We start from the raw sequence: 20,481 nt of genomic DNA, 5'->3' as shown, positions 1-20,481 counted from the left end.
CTGGAGGACGACCGAGTGAATTCAGTCAAGTTCGACTTCACCGGGGCCCACGTCCTGGTCACCGGCGGCACCAGCGGGATCGGCAACGGTATCGCCGCGGCCTTTGCCCAGGCCGGCGCCTCCGTCACAGTCACCGGAACACGCACTGCACCAACCGAATACGACGCCGACCTCAGCTCCTTCGCCTACCGGCAGTGCCGCATTCAGGAGGCCGACTCCGTCGACGCACTGGTGAACTCACTGAACGAATTGGACATCCTGGTCAACAACGCTGGCGGCCCCTACCCGGCGGGTGACGAATACGATCCCGACGGCTACATCGCATCGGTGGCGCAGAACATGTTCGGTCCCATGCGGCTCACCATGGGTTGTCACGAAAAGCTCAAGTCCAGCAACATGTCCGGCGGTGCCAGTGTGGTGAACATCGTATCGATGTCCGCCTTCCGTTCAGCGGTGTTCGTTCCCGGTTACGCCTCAGCGAAGATGGGCCTGCTTGCTTTGACGATGAATCTGTCCCGCCGCTGGGCCGACGACGGCATTCGCGTCAACGCGGTCGCGCCCGGGCTGATCGATACCCGGATCACGCAGCCGGCGATACAGATCCCGCAAATCCGGGACGTCGAGATCGGCTTTCACACCCCGCTCGGCCGGCCGGGGACCCCCCGGGACTGCGCAGGTGCAGCGCTGTTCCTGTGCACCGATGCCGCTTCGTACATCACCGGCAGCACCATCGCCGTCGACGGCGGATACCTGACAGTGTGAACGGCATCATTTGCTCAGATCGCCAGATCCCAGGTGATCGCGTCGGTCAATCGGAGCAGATCTGCCGGCGCGACCACCAGATCCCAGCCCCGTCGGCCCGCGCTGCACAACACCCGGTCCCACTCCACAACTGAACTGTCCACTGCGGTCCGCAGCCGCCTACGCTGACCGAACGGCGAAATCCCGCCGACGACATAGCCACTCGAGCGCTCGGCCGCAGCGGGTTCGGCCATCTTGGCCTTGGCCACCCCGAAAGCGGCCGCGGCAGCCTTCAAAGACAACTTCGCCGGCACCGGCACCACCGCGACCGCCAGCTCAGCGGGCAGCGCGATGATCAGCGTCTTGAACACCTGCGCCGGCGCGATCCCGGTGCCCCGCGACAGGTCGGCAACCATCTCGAACTGCCGAACCTCATGCCGCACACCGGCTTTGACCAACGCCGCAATCGCAGGCGTGGCGGCGCTCAGGAGCCTGAGTACCCCGGCGGGTTGACCCCGTCCACCCAGAAGTCCACACCCAACTGCGAACCCGGTACGCAGTCGTAGACCGACAGGTCGCTGACGCCGGACTCGACCAGCACGTCCTCACACAGCAGCATGTTGCCGGTGTACTCCCGCGACGGCTTGTTCAGGATCACGTATGCGGCATCGGAGTACACCTCGGGCTTGCGGGACCGGGCCATCGCCTCGTCGCCGCCGAGCAGGTTCTGCACCGCGGCGGTGGCCACCATCGTGCGGGGCCACAGCGTGTTCGACGCGATGCCCTCCTCCCGCATCTCCTCGGCAATGCCCAACGCGCACAACGTCATACCGAACTTGGCCATCATGTATGCGGTCGGCTTCAGCCATTCCTTGCCCAGCAGCACCGGCGGCGACAACGTCAGCACATGCGGATTCTCGCGGCCCTTCATGTGCGCCAGACACGCCTGCGAGACCGCGTAGGTGCCGCGCACCTGGATGCCGTTCATCAGGTCGAAGCGCTTCATCGGCACCTCGGTGATGGATCCGAGGTTGATGGCCGAGGCGTTGTTGACGCAGATGTCGATGCCGCCGAACTGCTCGACCGCCTTGGCCACCGCGGACTCGACGGACTCCGGGTCGCGCACGTCGCCGACGATCGGCAGCGCCTGGCCGCCGGCCTCCTCGAGTTCCTTGGCGGCGGTGTAGACGGTGCCCGGCAGTTTCGGGTGCGGGTCGGCGGTCTTGGCGATCAGCGCGATATTGGCGCCGTCCTGCGCGGCGCGCTTGGCGATCGCCAGGCCGATACCGCGGCTGGCGCCGGAAATGAACATGGTCTTCCCATTCAGCGACATGGCGTCACACTAACCTCCGCTTCGACCGGCCATTTCTCCGGTGCGTCGCTCCCGTGATGCGCGCAGCGTCACCGCGGTCCGTACCGTTCGCTGATCTCCGCGTCCAGGCGGCGTTCGTGCGTCGGCAACCCGTCGGGCACGTTGGCGCCGCGCAGGACGACGAGTTCCGCGGCGAACGGGCCCAGTTCGTTGATTTCCCGCACCGCGAGCACCGCTGCTTCGGCCTGCATCGATCGCAGCATCCGGCAGCTCCTGCTGGACATCGGCGATCACCGGATTCCGCTGCGCAACGTCGACCCACCCCCGTGCATCCACCTCCAGCGCCAGGAAGCGGGCCGTTTGTTCGGCCGCCTCGGCCCTTGACCATCCGCTTCGACGAGAAAAGTGGTGCTCAACGTGCCGGGAGCACCTTGCGGGCGCAGGGCGGCCGGAGTGAAGCCATCCCAGAACTCGCTGCTGACGCTGAGCGCCCATGGCCCGCGGACCTGCCGGGAGACGGTGTGCGTGCCAACTGGCACCACTCGAGTCTTGCAGGATGGCCGGACAACTGCCGACCGGAAATACCTCGACCGATAATGCCGTTGACTGAAGCGACGTTCACATCGGCGTCGGTGAAATCCGTGCCGAGCGGTCCGAGGCAGACACTGTCGGTGGCGGCCTTTAGATTGGGAGAAAGGAACCTGGTGTCAACTGCGACGAGCCTGTTGTGCGACGCGCGGTTGGATCGCTTCCTTGCGAGTCCGGCGGCGCTGGCCGCGTTGCCCGGTCACACCGCAACCGAAGGGACCGTGGTAATCAACATGGCCGACACCGATGGCGAGACCGGACCCTCGGTCGCCGAAAACGGGCCGCCCGCGCGCCAGGAGACCGACGCCGAACTGACGGCACGCTTCGAGCGTGACGCGATTCCGCTGCTCGACCAGCTCTACGGCGGTGCGCTGCGGATGACCCGCAACCCCGCCGACGCCGAAGACCTGCTGCAGGAGACGATGGTCAAGGCCTACGCCGGGTTCCGCTCGTTCCGGGAGGGCACCAACCTCAAGGCGTGGCTGTACCGCATTCTGACCAACACCTACATCAACAGCTACCGCAAGAAGCAGCGGCAGCCGGCGGAGTACCCGACCGACGAGATCACCGACTGGCAGCTGGCCGCCAACGCCGAGCATTCCTCCACCGGGCTGCGCTCTGCCGAGGTCGAGGCACTCGAAGCACTACCGGACACCGAGATCAAGGCGGCCCTGCAGGCCTTGCCGGAAGAGTTCCGGATGGCCGTCTACTACGCCGACGTCGAAGGTTTCCCTTATAAAGAGATCGCCGAGATCATGGGCACCCCGATCGGTACCGTGATGTCTCGGCTGCACCGCGGCCGACGTCAGCTCCGCGAACTGCTGGCCGACGTCGCCAAGGACCGCGGCTTCGTCCGTGGGCAGGCGCACGAGGAGGTGTCGTCATGAGTGAACAACCCGGCGCCGCCGGTTCGTGCTCGAGTAGCCACGACTCCGACCGTCATCTGGGCTGCGCGCAGGTCATCGCCCAGATCTGGACCCTGCTCGACGGCGAATGCCAGCCGGACGAGAAGGCGATTCTGCAACGGCACCTCGATGCTTGCCCCGGCTGCCTGCAGCACTACGGCATCGAAGAGCGGATCAAAGAACTGATCGCGATGAAATGCAGCGGTGAGAAGGCTCCGGACGGCCTACGGGAGCGGCTGCGGATCCAGATCAGCCGGACCACGATCGTCCAGGGCGAGTTCTGATCCTCAGGCGTTGGGCCGCTTGCCGTGGTTGGCCTTGCTGTACTTGCGGTCGCGCTTCTTCCGGCCTCGCTTGGCCATGTCTGAACCTCGTTTCGTGAAGCTTCTGGGCAGCTGCTGGGCGGCCAGCGGCCGCTCGATTACCGTCCAGTGTCTCATGCGGACACCGATGCGCTGTCCACCGCCCGCGCGCCGCGGTCGCCAACGGCCTTATGGTTCGATATACAAAGCCGAGAGCAGCATGCGCAGTTGGCCGAGACGAGTGGGGTGATGATGTCCGAGGAGGTTCGCGCCGAGATCGTGGCCAGCGTGCTCGAAGTCGTGGTCAACGAAGGCGACCAAATCGGCCAGGGCGACATCGTGGTGCTGCTGGAGTCCATGAAGATGGAGATCCCGGTCCTGGCCGAAGTCGGTGGAACCGTCAGTCAGGTGAGCGTGTCGGTCGGTGACGTGATCCAGGCCGGCGACCTGATCGCTGTCATCAGCTGACCGAAGCCCATGTCCACTCTCGGTGATCTGCTCGCCGAACACACGGTGCTGCCCGGCAACGCCGTCGATCACCTGCACGCGGTCGTAGGGGAGTGGCAGCTACTGGCCGACCTGTCGTTCGCCGACTACCTGATGTGGGTGCGTCGCGACGACGAGGTGCTGGTCTGCGTCGCGCAGTGCCGGCCCAATACCGCGCCGACGGTCCTGCAGACCGACGCGGTGGGCAGCGTCGTGCCCGCCGACCAGTTGCCGCTGGTCTCCCAGACCTTCGCGGCCGGCGTCGGCGTGCAGGAGAGCGACGTGGGTGAACCACACTCGTGGCCGCTGCCGGGGCCGCACGTCGTCGCGTCGCCGGTGCGGTTTCGCGACAACGTGGTGGCCGTGCTGACTCAGCACCAAACCGACACCGCAGCCGAGCGGATGTCCGGCCACTTGGAAACGGCCTACCGGGCCTGCGCCGACGATCTGCTGCACATGATCGCCGACGGCGCCTTCCCCGACGTCGGCGACGTCGCCATGTCGCGGTCCACGCCCCGCGCCGGGGACGGCTTCATCCGCCTCGACGTCGACGGCATCGTGGCGTACGCCAGTCCCAACGCGCTGTCGGCCTACCACCGGATGGGCCTGACCAGCGAGTTGGAGGGCCACAACCTGATCAAGATCACCCGGCCGCTGATTTCGGATCCGTTCGAGGCGCAGGAGGTGGCCGAGCACATCCTCAACCTGCTGGCCGGCGGATCCAGCATGCGCATGGAGGTCGACGCGGGCGGCGCCACCGTCCTGCTGCGCACGCTGCCGCTGGTAGTGCACGGGGAGAACGCCGGGGCGGCGATCCTCATCCGCGACGTCACCGAGGTCAAGCGCCGGGACCGCGCGCTGATCTCCAAGGACGCCACCATCCGTGAGATTCACCACCGGGTGAAGAACAACCTGCAGACGGTGGCGGCGCTGCTGCGGCTACAGGCCCGCCGCACCGTCAACGCCGAGGGGCGCGAGGCCCTGATCGAATCGGTGCGCCGGGTGTCGTCGATCGCGCTGGTGCACGACGCGCTGTCGATGTCGGTGGACGAGCAGGTCAACCTCGACGAGGTGATCGACCGGATCCTGCCGATCATGAACGACGTGGCCTCGGTGGACCGCCCGATCCGGATCAACCGGGTCGGCGACCTGGGAGTCCTGGACTCCGACCGGGCGACAGCGCTGATCATGGTGATCACCGAACTGGTGCAGAACGCGATCGAGCACGCGTTCGATCCGACGGCTGCGGTCGGGTCGGTGACGATCCGGGCCGAACGCTCGGCCCGCTGGCTGGACGTCGTGGTCCACGACGACGGGCGCGGCCTGCCCGACGGGTTCAGTCTGGAGAAGTCCGACAGCCTGGGGCTGCAGATCGTCCGGACGCTGGTCTCCGCGGAGTTGGACGGTTCCCTGGACATGCGGGAGAGCGCCGATCGCGGCACCGACGTGGTGCTGCGGGTGCCGATCGGTCGACGGGGCCGGTTGCTGCTGTGACTGTGGTCGCACGCAGCAATGCGGCCCCGGAAATCTCCGGGGCCGCATTAGCTGTGAAGTCTGGGTTCAGACTCCGCTTCGGGCTTTCGTCCGGGCGTTGCGGCGCTTGAGTGCGCGCCGCTCGTCTTCGCTCATTCCGCCCCACACGCCCGAGTCCTGACCGGTGTTCAGAGCCCATCCGAGACATTCCGTGGTCACCGGACACCGATTACAGACCAGTTTCGCGTCAGCGATCTGCGCGAGTGCCGGGCCGCTGTTCCCAACCGGGAAGAACAGTTCCGGATCTTCGTCGCGACACACCGCCCTATGGCGCCAATCCATTAGTCTCTACTCCTCACTATGTGCGCAGCACTGCACACGGGCATTTTCTTCTTGGCTGTTAAAGCGTGCGCAAGAAAGGGATTTTCCGTACCTCTGCATATCTCTGTGCATGCAACCTTTTGATCGTTTCACAGGCTCAACAGATGTCAATAGTGTTACGCGGGCTCGTGGGCTATCTCACTTCACCGATCTCTTACCCATACCCTTAACCAGTTGTACTACACTACTCGGCGAATTTCGCCCCACATTTTCGTCGCGAGCTCGTCACAGCTTGATCTGCGCAGGTCACGGACCTGAATTCGGTGGCGGAGCAACCACCGCCAAGGCGCTCGGAACGACCCGGCACGTGATGGAATCGCGTAGACCGAGGTACTCACCGTCGCACTGGAAGGCGGCGGGCGTGGCCATCTTGGTGACGGTCACGTAACTCACATCGTCGTCGCGGATGAGTTGCTTGCCCCGCGGATCGGGACGCTTAGCGAGCAGTTGGCGCAACACCTTGATGGTCGGAATCAGCTTCATGCTGGTGAGCGCGAAGATGCCCAGGCCGGAGTCGAAGCTGCAACCCGGGTTGGTCACCATCGGCCGGTCGTCGCTGTAGGTCCATACGTTGGTGTTGCACACCCAGACGAAGTGCACGCCGGAGACGGGCTCCTTGTCGGGCAATTCCAGGATCAGGTTGGGGTCACGCCGGCTGAACCGCACCGAGACGGGCACCGCGATCCGCCAGTAGTTCATCGGCGTGACCTTGACGCCCCGCTCGCGCGCCGCTTCGACCGCCTCCAGCACCTCCGCGTCGACGCCCATCCCGGCGTTGACCAGAGCCCACATCTCGCCGCAGTCGATCAGGGAGATGCGCCGCCACTGCCGGTGCTGTTCGTACGCGTCGAGCAGGTCGATGAGCTGGTTGGTCGCCTCGGTGGGGTCGCGGTGCATGCCCAGCGCCCGGGCCAGCACGTTGGCTGAGCCGCCGGGCACGATCGCCACCGCCGGCACCGGCCCGGCCGGAGTGGAACCGGGACGGCCGAGCATGCCGTTGACCACCGCGCTCACCGTCCCATCACCGCCGTGCACGACGACCAGGTCGTACCCCTGCGCCGCTGCGGTGTGCCCGAGTTCCTCCGCGTGACCGGGGTGTTCGGTGTTGGCGATGGTGAGCTGTACGCGACTTTCCAGTGCGTGCGTCACCAGCGCCCGGGCGGCCGGAGTGATGCTGGTGGCGATCGGGTTGGCGATCAACATGGCACGCATGAGCCATGAGCTTAAGCGGTATGCGGTGCGGATCACGCTCTACGCTGGCTCTGTGCGCATCCCCGTCCCGCCCACCGTCCGTCGCGCCGGCTTCGTCGTGGCGGCCCAGGGCGCGGCAGCGCTGGTGGTGGCCGCGATCCTGGTGGTCCGTGGTCTGGCCGGGGCCGATCAGCACGTCGTCAACGGGCTGGGCACCGCGGCGTGGTTCGCCGTGGTGGGTGCCGCGGTGCTGGCCGGGGGCCGGGCCCTGGTGACCGGCAAGCGGTGGGGCCGTGGGCTGGCCGTGTTCACCCAGCTGTTGCTGCTGCCGGTGGCCTGGTATCTGGCGGTGGGATCCCACCGGCCGGTGTACGGCATCCCGTTGGGGCTGGTGGCACTGGGCACCCTGGGATTGCTGTTCAGCCCGCCGGCGGTGCGCTGGGCCGCCGGCGACGATCAGCGGGGTCCGGCCAGCGCGGCCAACTCCGGACCGGACAACCGGTAGGTCGTCCACTCGCGCTGCGGCGCCGCCCCGATCCCGTCGTACAGGGCGATCGCGTCCGCGTTCCAGTTGAGCACCGCCCACGCCAGTCGTGTGTAGCCGTGGGTGCGGCATTCGGCGGCCAGGGTCCTCAGCAGGTCGCGGGCCAGACCGCGGCGCCGGAACGCCGGCCGCACGTAGAGGTCTTCCAGGTAGATCCCCGCCGCGCCGTCCCAGGTGGAGAAGTTGAGGAACCACAACGCCATCGCGGCGAGTTGTCCGTCGACATCGACGACGTGCGCGTGCACCGTCGGCGTGTCATCGAAAAGTGCTGCGGTTATTTGCTTTTCGGTGACGGTGCAGTGCTGGGCGGCATGTTCGAAGGCAGCGAGTTCGTGGATCATGGCGGTGATGTCGGCGACATCGCCCGGTGCGGCGCGACGGATGGTCACTGCGCGACTCCCAACGCATTGAGGATGGTGGCGAATTTCGTGGTGGTTTCCAGGACTTCGTCGTCGGGGTCGGACTCGGCCACGATGCCGCCGCCGGCGTGGGCGAGCGCGGTACGCCGGTCGGCCGAAAGTTGTGCGCACCGAATCGACACCACCCAGTCACCGTCCCCGCGGGCATCGCACCAGCCGACCGCGCCGGCGTAGAAGCCGCGGTCGCCTTCCAGCGCGGCGATCAGCTGGGCGGCCGCGTCGGCCGGCACCCCCCCGACCGCCGGGGTGGGATGCAACGCCAACGCCAAATCGATTGCAGTGGTTGAGGTATCGCGAAGCCGGCCGGTCACCGGGGTGCACAGGTGCCAGACCGCCGCGGTACGACTCAGCTGCGGCTCTGCGGCGATGGTCAGGTCGGTGCACAGCGGCTCCAGCGCCGCCCGCATCACGTCGATGACCAACCGGTGCTCGTGTCGGTCCTTGGCCGATCCGGCCAGCGCGGCGGCGTTGGCGGCATCGGTGTCCGGGTCGGGGGAGCGCGGTGCCGAGCCGGCGAAGGGCCGGCACACCACCCGCTCGCCGGAACGCGCGACCAGCAGTTCCGGGCTGGCGCCCACCAGCGCGGACCCGACGTAGTCGCCGCCGGCTGCGCTCAGGTCGACCAGAAAACTGTAGGCGTCGGCGTCGGCGGCGACCAGCCTGCGCAGCACCGCGCGGGGGTCGAGCGGCGCGTCGGCGGACAACTGCAGCGCCCGGGCCAGCACCACCTTGTGCAGCGGGTTGTCGTCGGCGGCCAGCTGCTCGCGGGCGCGGCTGATCCGGGAGCGGTGCTCGGCGGGGGGCGGCACGGCCGAGTCGATGCGAACCGTCGGCAGCGGACCCGTCGGCCAGTCGGGAAGCGCGCCGACGTGTTCCGGGACCACCAGCGCGGCCGGTCGGCTCACGTCGAATGGCAACGCGCCCAACACTATTGGTGCGGCACCGCAACGCAGGGCCGCTTGGGCCGCCCGCAGATCGTCGTAACGTGCCCGTACGCCGTCGGCAACCAGGGTCCCCCGCGGTCCGATCAGCGCGAAAGGCGGTTCCGGGTTCACGTCAGCGCATTCGGTCGGGGATGACAGCTCAACCCGAGCTGACTGAGCTGCCGGATGCCGTGCTTGAACCCGCACACGGCGATCGTCGCGGTGGGCATGCCGAAGCGGCTGCCTTCGCGCACCGGCAGTTGTACCCACCGGGTGATCACCGCGCGGGAGAAGTGGCCGTGGCTGACCAGCAGTACGTCCCGGTTCTGCATGTTCTCCAGCGCCAGAGCTACGGCCCGGTCGGCGCGTTCGCTGACCTGCGCGACGCTTTCCCCGCCGGGGCATCCGTGCGTCCACACCAGCCAGTCGGGGTCCGATTCGTGGATCTGCGGGGTGGTCAGACCCTCGTACTCGCCGTAGTCCCATTCGGCGAGCAGCGGGGTGACCTGATCGATGATGAGGCCGGCCAGGTCGGCGGTGGCCAGCGCGCGGCGCCGCGGGCTGCAGATCACGAACGGGTCCGTCAGGCCGAGGTCGCCGAGTACCACCCCGGCGAACTCCGCCTGCTCCCGGCCGGCGTCGGTCAGCTCGATATCCGTGCGCCCGGTGTGCTGGCCGGATTTCGACCATTCGGTCTCGCCGTGGCGCAACAACAACAGCCGGTGGTTCTGCACGCCCATGCCAGCGATTGTGCCCGAGACACGCCGGAACCCCGCCGGGCCCGCCACCCGAACCAGACGATCTGATACATGCCAGTATGGGCACCATGAGCGACATGCGCGTGCTGGCGGTGGCCAATCAAAAGGGCGGGGTGGCCAAGACGACGACGGTCGCGTCGCTCGGTGCGGCGATGGTGGACAAAGGAAAGCGGGTATTGCTCGTCGACCTCGACCCTCAGGGGTGTCTGACCTTCTCGCTGGGCCAGGACCCCGACAAGTTGCCCGTGTCGGTGCACGAGGTGTTGCTCGGCGAGGTGGAGCCCGACGCGGCGCTGGTGGCGACTTCGGAGGGCATGACGCTGCTCCCGGCCAACATCGACCTGGCGGGTGCCGAGGCGATGCTGCTGATGCGGGCCGGCCGCGAATACGCACTCAAGCGGGCGCTGACCAAACTCGCCGACGCGTTCGACGTGGTGATCATCGACTGCCCGCCGTCGCTCGGTGTGCTCACCCTCAACGGGCTCACCGCCGCCGACGAGGTGATGGTGCCGCTGCAGTGCGAGACCCTGGCGCACCGCGGCGTCGGCCAGTTCCTGCGCACCGTCGCCGACGTCCAGCAGATCACCAACCCGAATCTGCGGCTGGTCGGCGCCCTGCCGACGCTGTACGACTCGCGGACCACCCATACCCGGGACGTGCTGCTCGACGTGGCCGACCGCTACGAGTTGCCGGTGCTGGCACCGCCGATCCCGCGCACGGTGCGCTTCGCCGAAGCCAGTGCGTCGGGCTGCTCGGTGCTGGCCGGGCGCAAGAACAAAGGGGCGATGGCCTACCGCGAGCTGGCCGAGGCGCTGCTCAAGCACTGGAAGACCGGTAAGCCGCTGCCCACCTTCAGCGTGGAGTATTAGCCCAGCGCGACCACGGTGTCACCGCGCTGCTCGATCACCCGCGAACCGGACACCACCGGGATCACCGCGGCACTGCTGGGCGATCGCTGCACGTCGATATAGCGACTGGGCTGCCCGCTGACCGGGTCGTAGACGCCGATCGCACCGGTGATCGGCACCAGCAGCCGGCCCGCCATCATCACCCCGGGCCCCACCGGAACCGCCGAATCTCCTGCGGCGATGGTGTAGCGCAGGGTCAGGTCGCCGGCTTCGAACACCAGCAGCGCATCTCCGGTCCACCAGGTGACCAGGCTGCCGGTCGTGGACACCACCGACGACGCCGACGGCGGACCGTCCAGCGGCAGGCTTACCACCCTGGCGCCCGTCTCATCGACCACGTCGACGTGCGGCTGCGGGGTCGGCAGGTACACCGCGGTGCGGTTCTGCGAGACCACCAGCACCCGCGCCCCGGTGCCCGGCCGCACGCCGGCTTCCTGCACCACCTGTTGCTGGGGTTCGTCGTCGTCCTTGCCGGGACGCAGCAGCAGCAGGCGCAGGTCGGCCTGGTCGGCGCACGATTCGAGGACCGACACCGCCGATGAACTCGCCGCGGCGGATTCCAGCGTGCAGCCCGAGTGCAAACCCCGCGCCGACGGTTTGACCCGGGCGTCGGTCTCGCCGTACGCCAGCATCCGGACCATGTCCGAGCGCCACATCTCCAGCCGGGTGCTGCCCGCCGACAGGATGGCGGTGCCGTCGGAGGACAGCCGCACCTGCGGATCGGCATAGCTGCTGCGGGCAGGTCCGCGGCGGCCGGTCGATCCGTCGATGGTGCTGACCTGACCGCAGCCGCGGTCGTCCCGGTAGACCGCGACGGCGTAGCGATAGATCCAGGTCACCCCGCACAGGTCGGTATCGCGCGAGTAGCTCCACAGTGGCTGACCGGTGGTCAGGTCGCGCCCTTCGACCAGGCGTCCAGCGGCGGTGGTCACCGTTCCACCCACCACCACCGGAACCCGGGTCGCCGCACTGGGTGCGCTCCAGAGCTCATGCAGCGTGGTAGGAACCTCACGGACGGGCGTGGGCGCGGTTGCGGGGGTGGCCGCCGGCCGGCTGACGGTGGCCCGCGCGTCGCTGGTCCACCAGATCAGCGCCGCCGCGACCGCGACGACGATCGCAATGGTCGCGGCAGCCACGATGTCGGCCTTGGTTCGGCGCTCAGGTCGGACCATGCGCTGAGTATGGCTGTGCTGGTCGGCTAGATCGTCGAAGGGGCGGCATCGGCCGGCTTGCGACGACGCCGCCGCCGCCGGGCCGGCGAGCTGGACGTGGCACCGGAGGTCGTCCCGGGTGCCGCGGGCGTGCCCGGGTCGTCAGCAGCGTCACCGCTCGCGACGGGATGCCCGGTGACCGGCTTGCCGCCGCGGGTGCGCTTGCGTTTGGTGGTGCGACGGGGGGGACGGCTGGAACTCTCGTCGCCGGCTTCGCGGCGCTTGACCGGGGCCTTGCGCGGTTCGCCGACGGCGCCGCCCGTCTCGGCCGGGATGGACAGCTCGGTGTACAGGTGCGGGGAGTTGGAGTAGGTCTCGGCCGGGTCGGGCGAGCCCAGGCCCAGTGCCCGGTCGATCGCGGACCAGCGTTCGAGCTCGTCCCAATCCACCAGGGTGACCGCCACGCCGGTGCGGCCGGCGCGGCCGGTGCGTCCGATCCGGTGGACGTACATCTTCTCGTCCTCGGGGCACTGGTAGTTGATGACGTGCGTGACGTCGTCGATGTCGATACCGCGGGCCGCGACGTCGGTGGCGACCAGCACGTTGATGTCGCCGGAGCGGAATGCCTTGAGGGCCTTCTCGCGCGCGATCTGTCCGAGGTCACCGTGCACGGCGCCGACGGCGAAACCGCGCTCCTGCAACTCGTCGGACACCTTCTGGGCGGTGCGCTTGGTCCGGGTGAAGATCATGGTCGCGCCGCGGCCGCCGGCCTGCAGGATGCGGCTGACGAGTTCGATCTTGTCCAGCGCGTGGGCGCGGTAGACGAACTGCTCGGTGGTGTCGTGCACGGCCAGCGAGTGCGGCGCCTCGGCGCGGATGTGGGTGGGCTGGACCATGAAGGTGCGGGCCAGCGTGATGATCGGATCCGGCATGGTCGCCGAGAACAGCATCGACTGCCGGTCGGCCGGGATCTGCCGCAGAATGCGTTCGATGTCGGGCAGAAAGCCCAGGTCAAGCATCTCGTCGGCTTCGTCGAGCACCAGGACGGACAGTCCGCCCAGCTGCAGGTGACCCTGCTGGCACAGGTCGAGCAGCCGGCCCGGCGTGCCCACCACGACGTCGGCGCCCTTGTGCAGCGCTTCGATCTGCGGCTCGTAGGCCCGGCCGCCGTAGATTGAGACCACCGCCAGCGGGCGCTGCGCCCCGTCGGCGACCTCGGGGTCTTTCGGCGCGGTCAGATACTTCGCCGCGGACGCCAGGTCGTTGGTGACCTGCAGGCACAGCTCGCGGGTGGGCACGACCACCAGGGCGCGCGGGGCGCCGGTAAGCGGTCGCGTCGCGGTTTCGGAGGTGACGCGCTGCAGCAGCGGCACGCCGAACCCGAAGGTCTTGCCCATGCCGGTACGGGCCTGGCCGATCACGTCTTCGCCGTCAAGCGCGAGCGGCAGGGTCAGTTCCTGGATGGCAAAGGGCGTCTCGATGCCTTTCTCGGCGAGTGCGCGAACTATTTCGTCGCGCACTCCGAGCTGGGCAAAGGTGAGTTCAGGGGCATTTTTGAGTGCGGTCATACGCGGGTTGAAGCCTTCCGGTGAAGTAATCGAACTGGTTCGGATTAGTTCGTGCTCTGTCTGTGTCGCGGTTCACGCGCGCACGAAATCCGATTCCGACTACTTCGCCGGGCCCGCGCTCCTGGTCGATCTTTGGGCGGGCGGCTACGTGCACGCACATTTCCTCGGCGGTGGCAGCACAGATTCAGCCACTACCAGTTATCCATGATACCTGCTCATCCGGCGTGACCCGTACTCTTCGGAGCCGGCCTATTAGAGTGTTGCCATGCCTCCACCTTCATCTGCCGACGAGGTGGCGGATTCGCCCGGATCCCAGCTCTCCGCCGATCATCCCGGCGTCAACGAGCTGTTCGCGCTGCTCGCATACGGCGAGGTGGCGGCGTTCTACCGGTTGACCGACGAGGCGCGGATGGCGCCGAATCTGCAGGGCCGCATCTCGATGGCCAGCATGGCTGCCGCCGAAATGGGGCATTACGAACTGCTGCGCGACGCGCTGGAGAGCCGTGGTGTCGACGTCGTCCGGGCGATGTCGAAGTACGTGTCCGCGCTGGAGAACTACCACCGGCTGACCACTCCGAGTACGTGGCTGGAAGCTCTGGTGAAAACCTATGTCGGGGATGCGCTGGCCGCCGATCTGTATCTGGAGATCGCGGGCGGCCTGCCGGACGAGATCGCCGACGTGGTCCGCGCGACGTTGTCCGAGACCGGGCATTCCCAGTTCGTGGTGGCCGAAGTGCGCGCCGCGGTGACCTCCAGCGGCAAACAACGCAGTCGGCTGGCGCTGTGGTCCCGCCGGTTGCTCGGCGAGGCGATCACCCAGGCTCAGTACCTGCTGGCCGACCACGATGAGCTGGTTGACCTGGTACTTTCCGGCGGAGGCGGGCTGGGTCAGCTCGGCGCGTTCTTCGATCGGCTGCAGAAGACGCACGATCAGCGGATGCACGAACTCGGCCTGAGCTGAGCGGGTTCAGCGGGTGCAGGTGGCCAGCGCCGAGTTGTTGGCCGAAGCTTTCACCAACTGACCCTGGGCGTTGACGATCGAGCAGTTCAGCTGGCCGTAGATGCTGGTCGCGATCACCGATTCGGTCTGCACGCCCGGGTTGAGCACGACCATCTTGGACCAGGGCAGGGCCACGTTGAACTCGGTGACCGGGAATCCGCGCGCGTCGGTATAGACGATGTTCACCAGGTCGAACATCTGCTTGGTGCCGGTGACGCTGTAGATGACGGTGCGCGGACTCAGGGCGGCTCCCGGCGGGGTGGTGGTCGGCAGCGGCGCCGCGGTGGGCAGCCTGGTCGGCCCGATGCTGGGCGGCGCCAAGGTGGTGACGGTCTCCGGCGGCAGTTGTCGCGTCGTCGGCGGGTTGGTCGGTGCCGGGGACATGGTGGGCGGGGAGGGCCGGGATGTGGTGGAAATCACCGACTTCGGTGTCGGGGCCCCGACGGTGGCCTTGGTGGTCGCGCTGTCGCCGCTGTTGATGATGACCGCGGTGGCCACGGCGCCGACAGCTGCCACCGCGCCGACCAGCAGAGCGGCCGGACGCCACCGGTTGTCGGCCGGCCAGGCCCACTCGTCGTCCCAGGTCTCGTCGGCGTCCTCGTCTTCGACGTATCCGTCGCCGTCTTCGACGTAACCGTCGTCGTCGGCCGGGTAGCCTTCCTCGTCCGGGAAGTCTTCGAGGTCCCGGAAGAAATCGTGGAGGGTGTTACGTATGGTACTGATGTTGCCGATGGTATCGATGTGATTCGGGTGCGGCCCGGATCCGGGCGCGGTTAGACCGAATCGTGACGGGTTCGTTCGCTTACCGCGAACTGCGAGTCGGGGGGCGCGGGGCGGGGTAGGTCAGACCCGTCCACTAGCCTGCTGCAGAGAGACGCCTGCGACGGATACGCCAACGGAAGGGGCCTGCGTGGAGGTCAAGATCGGAATCACGGACAGTCCGCGCGAGCTGGTGTTCTCCAGCGCGCAGACGCCGGCTGAGGTGGAAGAACTGGTCGGCGCGGCGGTGCGCGACGAAGCGGGTGTACTGGCCCTCAACGACGAGCGCGGACGCCGGTTCCTGGTCACCGCGGCCAAGATTGCCTACGTGGAGATCGGGGTCGCCGATGCGCGGCGGGTCGGCTTCGGCGTCGGCGCGGAGGTCGCGGCCAAGGCGGACAGCGGGGCCAAATCCTAGGAGCGGGTGAGCGGCACGTGCGACAGACCACCCCAGGCGAACTGCACGGTCCCGTCCACGGCAGCTGACTTCGAAATCGGTCGATCGGAGTCCAGCCAGTACCGCGCGCTGTCCACGCTCATGCCGACCAGGCCGACGGCGATCATCCGGGCGCGGTGCGGGTCCAGTCCCGAGTCCTCAGCGATCAGCGCGAATACCGCGTCGATGCACGACTCGGTCGCCACCCGCACCTGCGCGGCCACCTCGGGCTCGGTGACGTAGTCGTTCTCGAAAATCAGTCGATAACCCTGACTGTCGTGTTCGATGAAGTCGAAGAACGCCTGCACCGCGGAATGCAGCCGCTGCCGGTTGTCGGTGGTCCGGTCCAGCGCCTGCTGCACGCCGGACACCAGATTGTCCACGTGCCGGTTCAGCACCGCCAGATACAACTCGAGCTTGCTGGAAAAGTGCTGGTAAAGAACCGGTTTGCTGACGCCGGCGCGGTCGGCGATCTCGTCCATCCCGGCGGCGTGGTAGCCGCGGTCGACAAACACGTCGCTGGCGACGATCAGCAGCTGACCGCGACGTTCGTCGCGCGGCAGCCGGCTGCCCCGCCGGTTGGAGGGGGCTGCGCCTTCGCCCGGCCGGACACCGTCGGCCGATCGGACAGCGCGTCGCGGCGCCGCCTTGGCGAGATCGCTCATCACTCCCTCAATCCATTGGTGGTGCGCCCATTTTGCCATCCCCGAAGGCGCGCAGTGTTTCGCAAGAAGACTACTACCTGCGGCGTCCGGCCGATCCGAACCGGTGTCACAGTGCGTCCCAGCACCTGACCGAGGGCGGTTTTCGGGCGCGCCAGGGCCGGATGCCACCGGCAGCTGTGCCATTCTGGGGAAATGACGTCGCCGCGGCCAGATCGCAATACCGGTCGGGTGCCGGTGCTGCGTGACGACTGGCGCGAGCCGCTGCGGGCTCAGCGCGACCCGCTGGGTCAGAGCGCCGGACGGGTCCGCGCCGACCGCGACCGTCCGCGCCAATGGCGCAAGCAATCCTGGCTGGGGCGGTTCGTATCGACCTACGGTTGGCGCGCCTACGCGCTGCCGTTTCTCACGGTGCTCACCCTGGTGGTGGCCTACCAGACGGTGACGGGTACCAATACGCCGAGGCCGTCGGCCAGTTCGATCCACAAAGACCCGCCGACCATCGGCGCGGTCGGCACCTCGATTCTGGACATGCCGCCGCGGGGCCTGGCCGCTTTCGACGCGAACCTGCCGACCGGCACGCTGCCCGAGGGTGGTGCGTTCACCCAGGCCGGCGACAAGACCTGGCGGGTGATTCCCGGCGCCACGCCGCAGATCGGGCAAGGCACCGCCAAAGTCTTCCGCTACACCGTCGAGGTGGAGAACGGTCTGGACCCCACCATGTACGGCGGGGACGACGCGTTCGCCCAGATGGTCGACCGGACGCTGGACAACCCCAAAGGCTGGACACACAACCCGCAGTTCGCGTTCATCCGAATCGACAGCGGCAAGCCGGACTTCCGGATCTCGTTGGTCTCGCCGATGACGGTGCGGGTGGGCTGCGGATACGAATTTCCGCTGGAAACGTCGTGTTACAACCCGTCATTCGGTTCAGACCGCGAATCGCGCGTCTTCATCAACGAAGCCCGCTGGGTGCGCGGGGCGCTGCCGTTCGAGGGTGATGTGGGTTCCTACCGGCAGTACGTGGTCAACCACGAAGTCGGTCACGCCATCGGATACGTGCGGCACGAGCCGTGCGACCAACAGGGCGGTCTGGCGCCAGTGATGATGCAGCAGACGTTCTCCACCGCCAATAACGACGGGGCCAAGTTCGATCCCGATCAGGTCAAGGCCGACGGCAAAACCTGCCGGTTCAACCCCTGGCCGTTCCCCATCGCTTGAGTCGTTTTCCATCGTCGGCCATGGGGACGCGCCTAATCTGAGTCATGTGTCGTCATCGCTGCCGCCATTGGTCGAACCCGCCGCTGAGCTGACCCGCGAGGAGGTGGCCCGCTACAGCCGCCACCTCATCATTCCCGAGCTAGGGGTGGACGGACAGAAGCGGCTCAAGAACGCCCGGGTGCTGGTGATCGGCGCCGGCGGGCTCGGGTCGCCCACGCTGCTCTACCTGGCCGCGGCCGGCGTCGGCACCATCGGCATCGTCGACTTCGACGTGGTCGACGAATCCAATCTGCAACGCCAGGTCATTCACGGCACCGCCGATGTCGGGCGCCCCAAGGCGCAGTCGGCCCGCGAATCGATCGCCACCATCAACCCACTGATCGACGTGCGGCTGCACGAATTCCGGCTGGAGGCCGACAACGCGCTCGAGCTCTTCGCCCAGTACGACCTCATCCTGGACGGTTCGGACAACTTCGCCACCCGGTATCTGGTGAACGACGCCGCCGTGCTGGCGGGCAAACCCTACGTCTGGGGGTCGATCTACAGGTTCGAAGGCCAGGCGTCGGTGTTCTGGGAGGACGCGCCGAACGGACTGGGCCTGAACTACCGCGACCTGTATCCGGAGCCGCCACCACCGGGGATGGTGCCGTCCTGCGCCGAAGGCGGTGTGCTGGGCATCATCTGCGCATCGATCGCATCGGTGATGGGGACCGAAGCGGTCAAGCTGATCACCGGGATCGGTGAGACGCTACTGGGCCGGTTGATGATCTACGACGCGCTGGAGATGAGCTATCGCACGATCAGGATCCGCAAGGACCCGTCGACGCCGAAGATCACCGAGCTGATCGACTACGAGTACTTCTGCGGCGCGGTGTCCGACGACGGCGCTGCCGCCGTCGCGGGCTCGACCATCACCCCGGCCGAGCTGCGCACGATGCTGGACTCCGGCACCTCGCTGGCCCTGATCGATGTGCGCGAACAGGTCGAGTGGGACATCAACCACATCGACGGCGCCACGCTGATCCCGAAGTCGCTGATCATGTCCGGGGAGGGCCTGTCGCAGCTGCCGCAGGATCGCAAGGCGGTGCTGTACTGCAAGAGCGGCGTGCGGTCGGCCGAAGCGCTGGCCGCGGTGAAGCGGGCCGGTTTCTCCGACGCGGTGCATCTGCAGGGCGGAATCATGGCCTGGGCGAAGCAGATGCAGCCGGACATGGTCATGTACTAGGGCCAGAGTTCGTGCTCACTGAGACGGAGGCCAGGAATGACAGACACATCGCCAGCGCCGGACGCGGGCTCCTCTGACGAGTTCTGCGAAGAATTCGGGTACGAGCCAGAACTCAAACGAACGCTGGGCTCTTTCCAGGTGTTCGCGGTGTCTTTCGCGTTCATCTCGGTGGCGGTGGGCATCTTCGGTACCTACGACGACCTGCTGCGTAATGCCGGGCCGGTGGGAATCTGGACATGGATCGTCGCTGCGGTCGGCCAGTTGCTCATTGCGCTGGTGGTCGCGCAGTTCGCTGCCCGCATCCCACTCAGCGGCTCGTCCTACCAATGGGGTTCGCGGCTGGCCAACCCCAAGATCGGCTGGTTCTTCGGCTGGCTCACCTTTTGCTACCTGATCACCGGGCTGATGGCGATCGACAGTGCGATGTCCAGCACCTGCCTGATGCCGTTGTTCAACATGGCGCCCGACGAGCACACGGCGCGATTGATCGCCGCAGTGGTGATGGTGATCCAGGCCGTGCTTGCGATTGTCTCGACAAAGATTGTCGCGCTGATCAATTCGGCGGCGGTTGCCGTCGAGCTGACGATCGTTGTGGTCCTCGTGGTCGCGCTCCTGGTGGCGGTGGCCGTAACCGGAGACGGCTCGGTCGGCAATCTCACTTCACGAGGCATCACCGCGAACACGACGGACTACTTCGCCTTCGGAGGAGGGTTGATGGCGGTCATGATCGTGGGACTGGGAACGTTGGTGGGCTTCGACTCGGCAGCGAACATGGCCGAGGAGGCCAAGGACCCCTTCCGAAGCGTGCCGCGCGCGATCGTGGGATCGGTGTTGGCGGCCAGTGTGCTGGGCATGCTGTTTCTGATCGCACTGACCATTGCCATCGACAACATTCCCAGGGTCTCGGCCGCAGACTCGCCCGTCGCGATGATCATGCACGACCAACTGGGAGCGGCGACCGAGCGAATATTTCTGTCCGCCATAGCGATTGCCTTCTTCGGCGGGGGGATGGTCACGCTGACCAGTTGCTCGCGCATGATCTTCGCGATGGCGCGCGATGACCGGTTTCCCGCACACCGACTGATGCGACGGGTGAATCCCCGCACGCAGACGCCGATACCAGCCACCATCGTGCCCGTCGTCATCGGGATTGCGGTACTCGCCGTCCTGCCGGGCAACGCTCTGCTGGAGTTGATCACCTCCGGGACGGTTTTCCCGGCGCTGACGTACGGCATGATCGTTGTTCTCTACCTCGTGGTGCGCAACAAATTGGGCCGGCAGGAAGGGGCATTCGACATCGGCCGGTTCGAGCTGCCGGTGGCGATCTTCGCGCTGATCTGGTCGATATGCGCGCTGGTCATACTGCTCTCGCCCGCCGACGCGGTGGTGCCGCTGATTATCGTGACGAGCCTGCTCGGGGTGGGCGGGTTGTACTTCGGTTACCTGATGATCTTCAACCGCCGGGTTCTCGACCACGAACCCGGTGAAGCCACCGTTTTCTCACACTGATCTGCCGGCGGACCCGCCG

Annotated in this window: 25 protein-coding genes; 12 read left to right on the top strand and 13 right to left on the bottom strand. The window is 67.2% G+C overall.

The features are described from left to right. Positions 1-15: 15 nt before the first annotated feature. Positions 16-762: an SDR family NAD(P)-dependent oxidoreductase gene (locus AC5Y3Z_RS03315; protein ID WP_473139232.1), complete on the top strand. Its 747-nt coding sequence runs from the start codon at positions 16-18 to the stop codon at positions 760-762. A 14-nt stretch (positions 763-776) separates the two neighbouring features. On the opposite strand, the gene AC5Y3Z_RS03310 is transcribed toward AC5Y3Z_RS03315, so the two are convergent. The 3 genes from AC5Y3Z_RS03310 to AC5Y3Z_RS03300 form a co-directional block, all read right to left on the bottom strand. Further along, positions 777-1,199 (bottom strand): YbaK/EbsC family protein, encoded by a 423-nt coding sequence (locus tag AC5Y3Z_RS03310; protein WP_473139231.1) that lies wholly within the window; start codon positions 1,197-1,199, stop codon positions 777-779. Between the two features lie 26 nt (positions 1,200-1,225). Continuing rightward, entirely contained in the window at positions 1,226-2,074 is an 849-nt protein-coding gene (locus AC5Y3Z_RS03305; RefSeq protein WP_463828245.1) for an SDR family oxidoreductase, read from the bottom strand. Positions 2,075-2,142: 68 nt separating this feature from the next. Beyond that, complete coding sequence (locus AC5Y3Z_RS03300) at positions 2,143-2,316, bottom strand: hypothetical protein (RefSeq protein WP_473139230.1); 174 nt, start codon at positions 2,314-2,316, stop codon at positions 2,143-2,145. Between the two features lie 558 nt (positions 2,317-2,874). On the opposite strand from AC5Y3Z_RS03300, the gene AC5Y3Z_RS03295 reads away from it, so the two are divergent. Both AC5Y3Z_RS03295 and rsrA read left to right on the top strand, forming a co-directional pair. Continuing rightward, positions 2,875-3,528 (top strand): sigma-70 family RNA polymerase sigma factor, encoded by a 654-nt coding sequence (locus AC5Y3Z_RS03295; protein ID WP_463828351.1) that lies wholly within the window; start codon positions 2,875-2,877, stop codon positions 3,526-3,528. Continuing rightward, entirely contained in the window at positions 3,525-3,830 is a 306-nt protein-coding gene (rsrA, locus tag AC5Y3Z_RS03290) for a mycothiol system anti-sigma-R factor (protein WP_473139229.1), read from the top strand. Before AC5Y3Z_RS03295 ends, rsrA begins: the two co-directional genes overlap by 4 nt. Positions 3,831-3,833: 3 nt before the next feature. Here the strand turns inward: rsrA and AC5Y3Z_RS03285 are convergent, their stop codons facing one another. Then, positions 3,834-3,908: a 50S ribosomal protein bL37 gene (locus tag AC5Y3Z_RS03285; RefSeq protein ID WP_089025046.1), complete on the bottom strand. Its 75-nt coding sequence runs from the start codon at positions 3,906-3,908 to the stop codon at positions 3,834-3,836. Positions 3,909-4,100: 192 nt separating this feature from the next. On the opposite strand from AC5Y3Z_RS03285, the gene AC5Y3Z_RS03280 reads away from it, so the two are divergent. After that, positions 4,101-4,316 (top strand): biotin/lipoyl-binding carrier protein, encoded by a 216-nt coding sequence (locus AC5Y3Z_RS03280; protein WP_463828350.1) that lies wholly within the window; start codon positions 4,101-4,103, stop codon positions 4,314-4,316. A 9-nt stretch (positions 4,317-4,325) separates the two neighbouring features. Then, positions 4,326-5,828, top strand: coding sequence for a sensor histidine kinase (locus tag AC5Y3Z_RS03275; protein ID WP_473139228.1), 1,503 nt, complete (start codon positions 4,326-4,328; stop codon positions 5,826-5,828). 66 nt (positions 5,829-5,894) lie between these two features. Here AC5Y3Z_RS03275 and whiB1 read toward each other — a convergent pair whose 3' ends face one another. Beyond that, positions 5,895-6,149, bottom strand: a complete 255-nt coding sequence (whiB1, locus tag AC5Y3Z_RS03270; RefSeq protein ID WP_036353357.1) for a transcriptional regulator WhiB1 — start codon at positions 6,147-6,149, stop codon at positions 5,895-5,897. Between the two features lie 285 nt (positions 6,150-6,434). Next, positions 6,435-7,400, bottom strand: coding sequence for a diacylglycerol/lipid kinase family protein (locus AC5Y3Z_RS03265; protein WP_463828241.1), 966 nt, complete (start codon positions 7,398-7,400; stop codon positions 6,435-6,437). On the opposite strand from AC5Y3Z_RS03265, the gene AC5Y3Z_RS03260 reads away from it, so the two are divergent. After that, a complete protein-coding gene (locus tag AC5Y3Z_RS03260) occupies positions 7,399-7,884 on the top strand; it encodes a hypothetical protein (RefSeq protein WP_473139227.1) in 486 nt (161 codons plus the stop codon). The two genes, AC5Y3Z_RS03265 and AC5Y3Z_RS03260, sit on opposite strands and share 2 nt — an antisense overlap. Here the strand turns inward: AC5Y3Z_RS03260 and AC5Y3Z_RS03255 are convergent. The 3 genes from AC5Y3Z_RS03255 to AC5Y3Z_RS03245 are packed head-to-tail and all read right to left on the bottom strand — an operon-like array spanning position 7,836 to position 10,005. Next, the gene (locus tag AC5Y3Z_RS03255) at positions 7,836-8,264 is read right to left on the bottom strand and encodes a GNAT family N-acetyltransferase (protein ID WP_463828349.1); all 429 of its coding nucleotides are present in this window, start codon (positions 8,262-8,264) and stop codon (positions 7,836-7,838) included. The genes AC5Y3Z_RS03260 and AC5Y3Z_RS03255 overlap by 49 nt on opposite strands. Positions 8,265-8,308: 44 nt before the next feature. After that, the gene (locus AC5Y3Z_RS03250) at positions 8,309-9,424 is read right to left on the bottom strand and encodes an isochorismate synthase (RefSeq protein ID WP_473139288.1); all 1,116 of its coding nucleotides are present in this window, start codon (positions 9,422-9,424) and stop codon (positions 8,309-8,311) included. Beyond that, complete coding sequence (locus AC5Y3Z_RS03245; protein WP_473139226.1) at positions 9,394-10,005, bottom strand: acid phosphatase; 612 nt, start codon at positions 10,003-10,005, stop codon at positions 9,394-9,396. The genes AC5Y3Z_RS03250 and AC5Y3Z_RS03245 overlap by 31 nt, the downstream gene beginning before the upstream one ends. An 86-nt stretch (positions 10,006-10,091) precedes the next feature. Here AC5Y3Z_RS03245 and AC5Y3Z_RS03240 point away from each other — a divergent pair, with 86 nt between their 5' ends. Then, complete coding sequence (locus AC5Y3Z_RS03240) at positions 10,092-10,892, top strand: ParA family protein (protein ID WP_463828238.1); 801 nt, start codon at positions 10,092-10,094, stop codon at positions 10,890-10,892. On the opposite strand, the gene AC5Y3Z_RS03235 is transcribed toward AC5Y3Z_RS03240, so the two are convergent. Continuing rightward, a complete protein-coding gene (locus AC5Y3Z_RS03235; RefSeq protein ID WP_473139225.1) occupies positions 10,889-12,103 on the bottom strand; it encodes an Rv3212 family protein in 1,215 nt (404 codons plus the stop codon). The genes AC5Y3Z_RS03240 and AC5Y3Z_RS03235 overlap by 4 nt on opposite strands. Before the next feature lie 26 nt (positions 12,104-12,129). After that, a complete protein-coding gene (locus AC5Y3Z_RS03230; protein ID WP_473139224.1) occupies positions 12,130-13,650 on the bottom strand; it encodes a DEAD/DEAH box helicase in 1,521 nt (506 codons plus the stop codon). Between the two features lie 265 nt (positions 13,651-13,915). Here AC5Y3Z_RS03230 and AC5Y3Z_RS03225 point away from each other — a divergent pair, with 265 nt between their 5' ends. Further along, entirely contained in the window at positions 13,916-14,611 is a 696-nt protein-coding gene (locus AC5Y3Z_RS03225; RefSeq protein ID WP_463828235.1) for a ferritin-like fold-containing protein, read from the top strand. A gap of 6 nt (positions 14,612-14,617) precedes the next feature. Here AC5Y3Z_RS03225 and AC5Y3Z_RS03220 read toward each other — a convergent pair whose 3' ends face one another. Beyond that, entirely contained in the window at positions 14,618-15,364 is a 747-nt protein-coding gene (locus tag AC5Y3Z_RS03220; protein ID WP_473139287.1) for an MmpS family transport accessory protein, read from the bottom strand. A gap of 196 nt (positions 15,365-15,560) precedes the next feature. On the opposite strand from AC5Y3Z_RS03220, the gene AC5Y3Z_RS03215 reads away from it, so the two are divergent. Further along, on the top strand, positions 15,561-15,827 hold the full coding sequence (locus tag AC5Y3Z_RS03215; protein ID WP_463828234.1) for a DUF3107 domain-containing protein: 267 nt from the start codon (positions 15,561-15,563) through the stop codon (positions 15,825-15,827). On the opposite strand, the gene fasR is transcribed toward AC5Y3Z_RS03215, so the two are convergent. Beyond that, positions 15,824-16,510: an HTH-type transcriptional activator FasR gene (gene fasR / locus AC5Y3Z_RS03210; RefSeq protein ID WP_463828233.1), complete on the bottom strand. Its 687-nt coding sequence runs from the start codon at positions 16,508-16,510 to the stop codon at positions 15,824-15,826. The genes AC5Y3Z_RS03215 and fasR overlap by 4 nt on opposite strands. 192 nt (positions 16,511-16,702) lie before the next feature. Between fasR and AC5Y3Z_RS03205 the strand changes: the two genes are divergently transcribed. The 3 genes from AC5Y3Z_RS03205 to AC5Y3Z_RS03195 are packed head-to-tail and all read left to right on the top strand — an operon-like array spanning position 16,703 to position 20,462. Further along, positions 16,703-17,728 (top strand): DUF3152 domain-containing protein, encoded by a 1,026-nt coding sequence (locus tag AC5Y3Z_RS03205; protein ID WP_463828232.1) that lies wholly within the window; start codon positions 16,703-16,705, stop codon positions 17,726-17,728. 46 nt (positions 17,729-17,774) lie between these two features. After that, positions 17,775-18,953 (top strand): adenylyltransferase/sulfurtransferase MoeZ, encoded by a 1,179-nt coding sequence (gene moeZ, locus AC5Y3Z_RS03200; protein WP_473139223.1) that lies wholly within the window; start codon positions 17,775-17,777, stop codon positions 18,951-18,953. 36 nt (positions 18,954-18,989) lie between these two features. After that, positions 18,990-20,462, top strand: a complete 1,473-nt coding sequence (locus AC5Y3Z_RS03195; protein WP_463828230.1) for an APC family permease — start codon at positions 18,990-18,992, stop codon at positions 20,460-20,462. The last annotated feature ends 19 nt before the right edge of the window (positions 20,463-20,481 follow it).

Source organism: Mycobacterium sp. NGS61, assembly GCF_059812325.1.
Note: the sequence above shows the minus strand (reverse complement) of the source record. Positions and strands in the feature narration are given on the sequence as shown.

Bases quoted from the DNA above. Each gene is read 5' to 3' on its own strand.
- AC5Y3Z_RS03305 (WP_463828245.1), bottom strand. From the start codon at position 2,074: ATGTCGCTGAATGGGAAGACCATGTTCATTTCCGGCGCCAGCCGCGGT.
- AC5Y3Z_RS03195 (WP_463828230.1), top strand. From the start codon at position 18,990: ATGACAGACACATCGCCAGCGCCGGACGCGGGCTCCTCTGACGAGTTC.
- AC5Y3Z_RS03280 (WP_463828350.1), top strand. From the start codon at position 4,101: ATGTCCGAGGAGGTTCGCGCCGAGATCGTGGCCAGCGTGCTCGAAGTC.
- AC5Y3Z_RS03275 (WP_473139228.1), top strand. From the start codon at position 4,326: ATGTCCACTCTCGGTGATCTGCTCGCCGAACACACGGTGCTGCCCGGC.
- whiB1 (WP_036353357.1), bottom strand. From the start codon at position 6,149: ATGGATTGGCGCCATAGGGCGGTGTGTCGCGACGAAGATCCGGAACTG.
- fasR (WP_463828233.1), bottom strand. From the start codon at position 16,510: ATGAGCGATCTCGCCAAGGCGGCGCCGCGACGCGCTGTCCGATCGGCC.
- AC5Y3Z_RS03255 (WP_463828349.1), bottom strand. From the start codon at position 8,264: ATGATCCACGAACTCGCTGCCTTCGAACATGCCGCCCAGCACTGCACC.
- AC5Y3Z_RS03260 (WP_473139227.1), top strand. From the start codon at position 7,399: ATGAGCCATGAGCTTAAGCGGTATGCGGTGCGGATCACGCTCTACGCT.
- AC5Y3Z_RS03245 (WP_473139226.1), bottom strand. From the start codon at position 10,005: ATGGGCGTGCAGAACCACCGGCTGTTGTTGTTGCGCCACGGCGAGACC.
- AC5Y3Z_RS03235 (WP_473139225.1), bottom strand. From the start codon at position 12,103: ATGGTCCGACCTGAGCGCCGAACCAAGGCCGACATCGTGGCTGCCGCG.
- AC5Y3Z_RS03265 (WP_463828241.1), bottom strand. From the start codon at position 7,400: ATGCGTGCCATGTTGATCGCCAACCCGATCGCCACCAGCATCACTCCG.
- AC5Y3Z_RS03225 (WP_463828235.1), top strand. From the start codon at position 13,916: ATGCCTCCACCTTCATCTGCCGACGAGGTGGCGGATTCGCCCGGATCC.
- AC5Y3Z_RS03205 (WP_463828232.1), top strand. From the start codon at position 16,703: ATGACGTCGCCGCGGCCAGATCGCAATACCGGTCGGGTGCCGGTGCTG.
- AC5Y3Z_RS03240 (WP_463828238.1), top strand. From the start codon at position 10,092: ATGAGCGACATGCGCGTGCTGGCGGTGGCCAATCAAAAGGGCGGGGTG.
- AC5Y3Z_RS03300 (WP_473139230.1), bottom strand. From the start codon at position 2,316: ATGCTGCGATCGATGCAGGCCGAAGCAGCGGTGCTCGCGGTGCGGGAA.
- AC5Y3Z_RS03295 (WP_463828351.1), top strand. From the start codon at position 2,875: ATGGCCGACACCGATGGCGAGACCGGACCCTCGGTCGCCGAAAACGGG.
- rsrA (WP_473139229.1), top strand. From the start codon at position 3,525: ATGAGTGAACAACCCGGCGCCGCCGGTTCGTGCTCGAGTAGCCACGAC.
- AC5Y3Z_RS03230 (WP_473139224.1), bottom strand. From the start codon at position 13,650: ATGACCGCACTCAAAAATGCCCCTGAACTCACCTTTGCCCAGCTCGGA.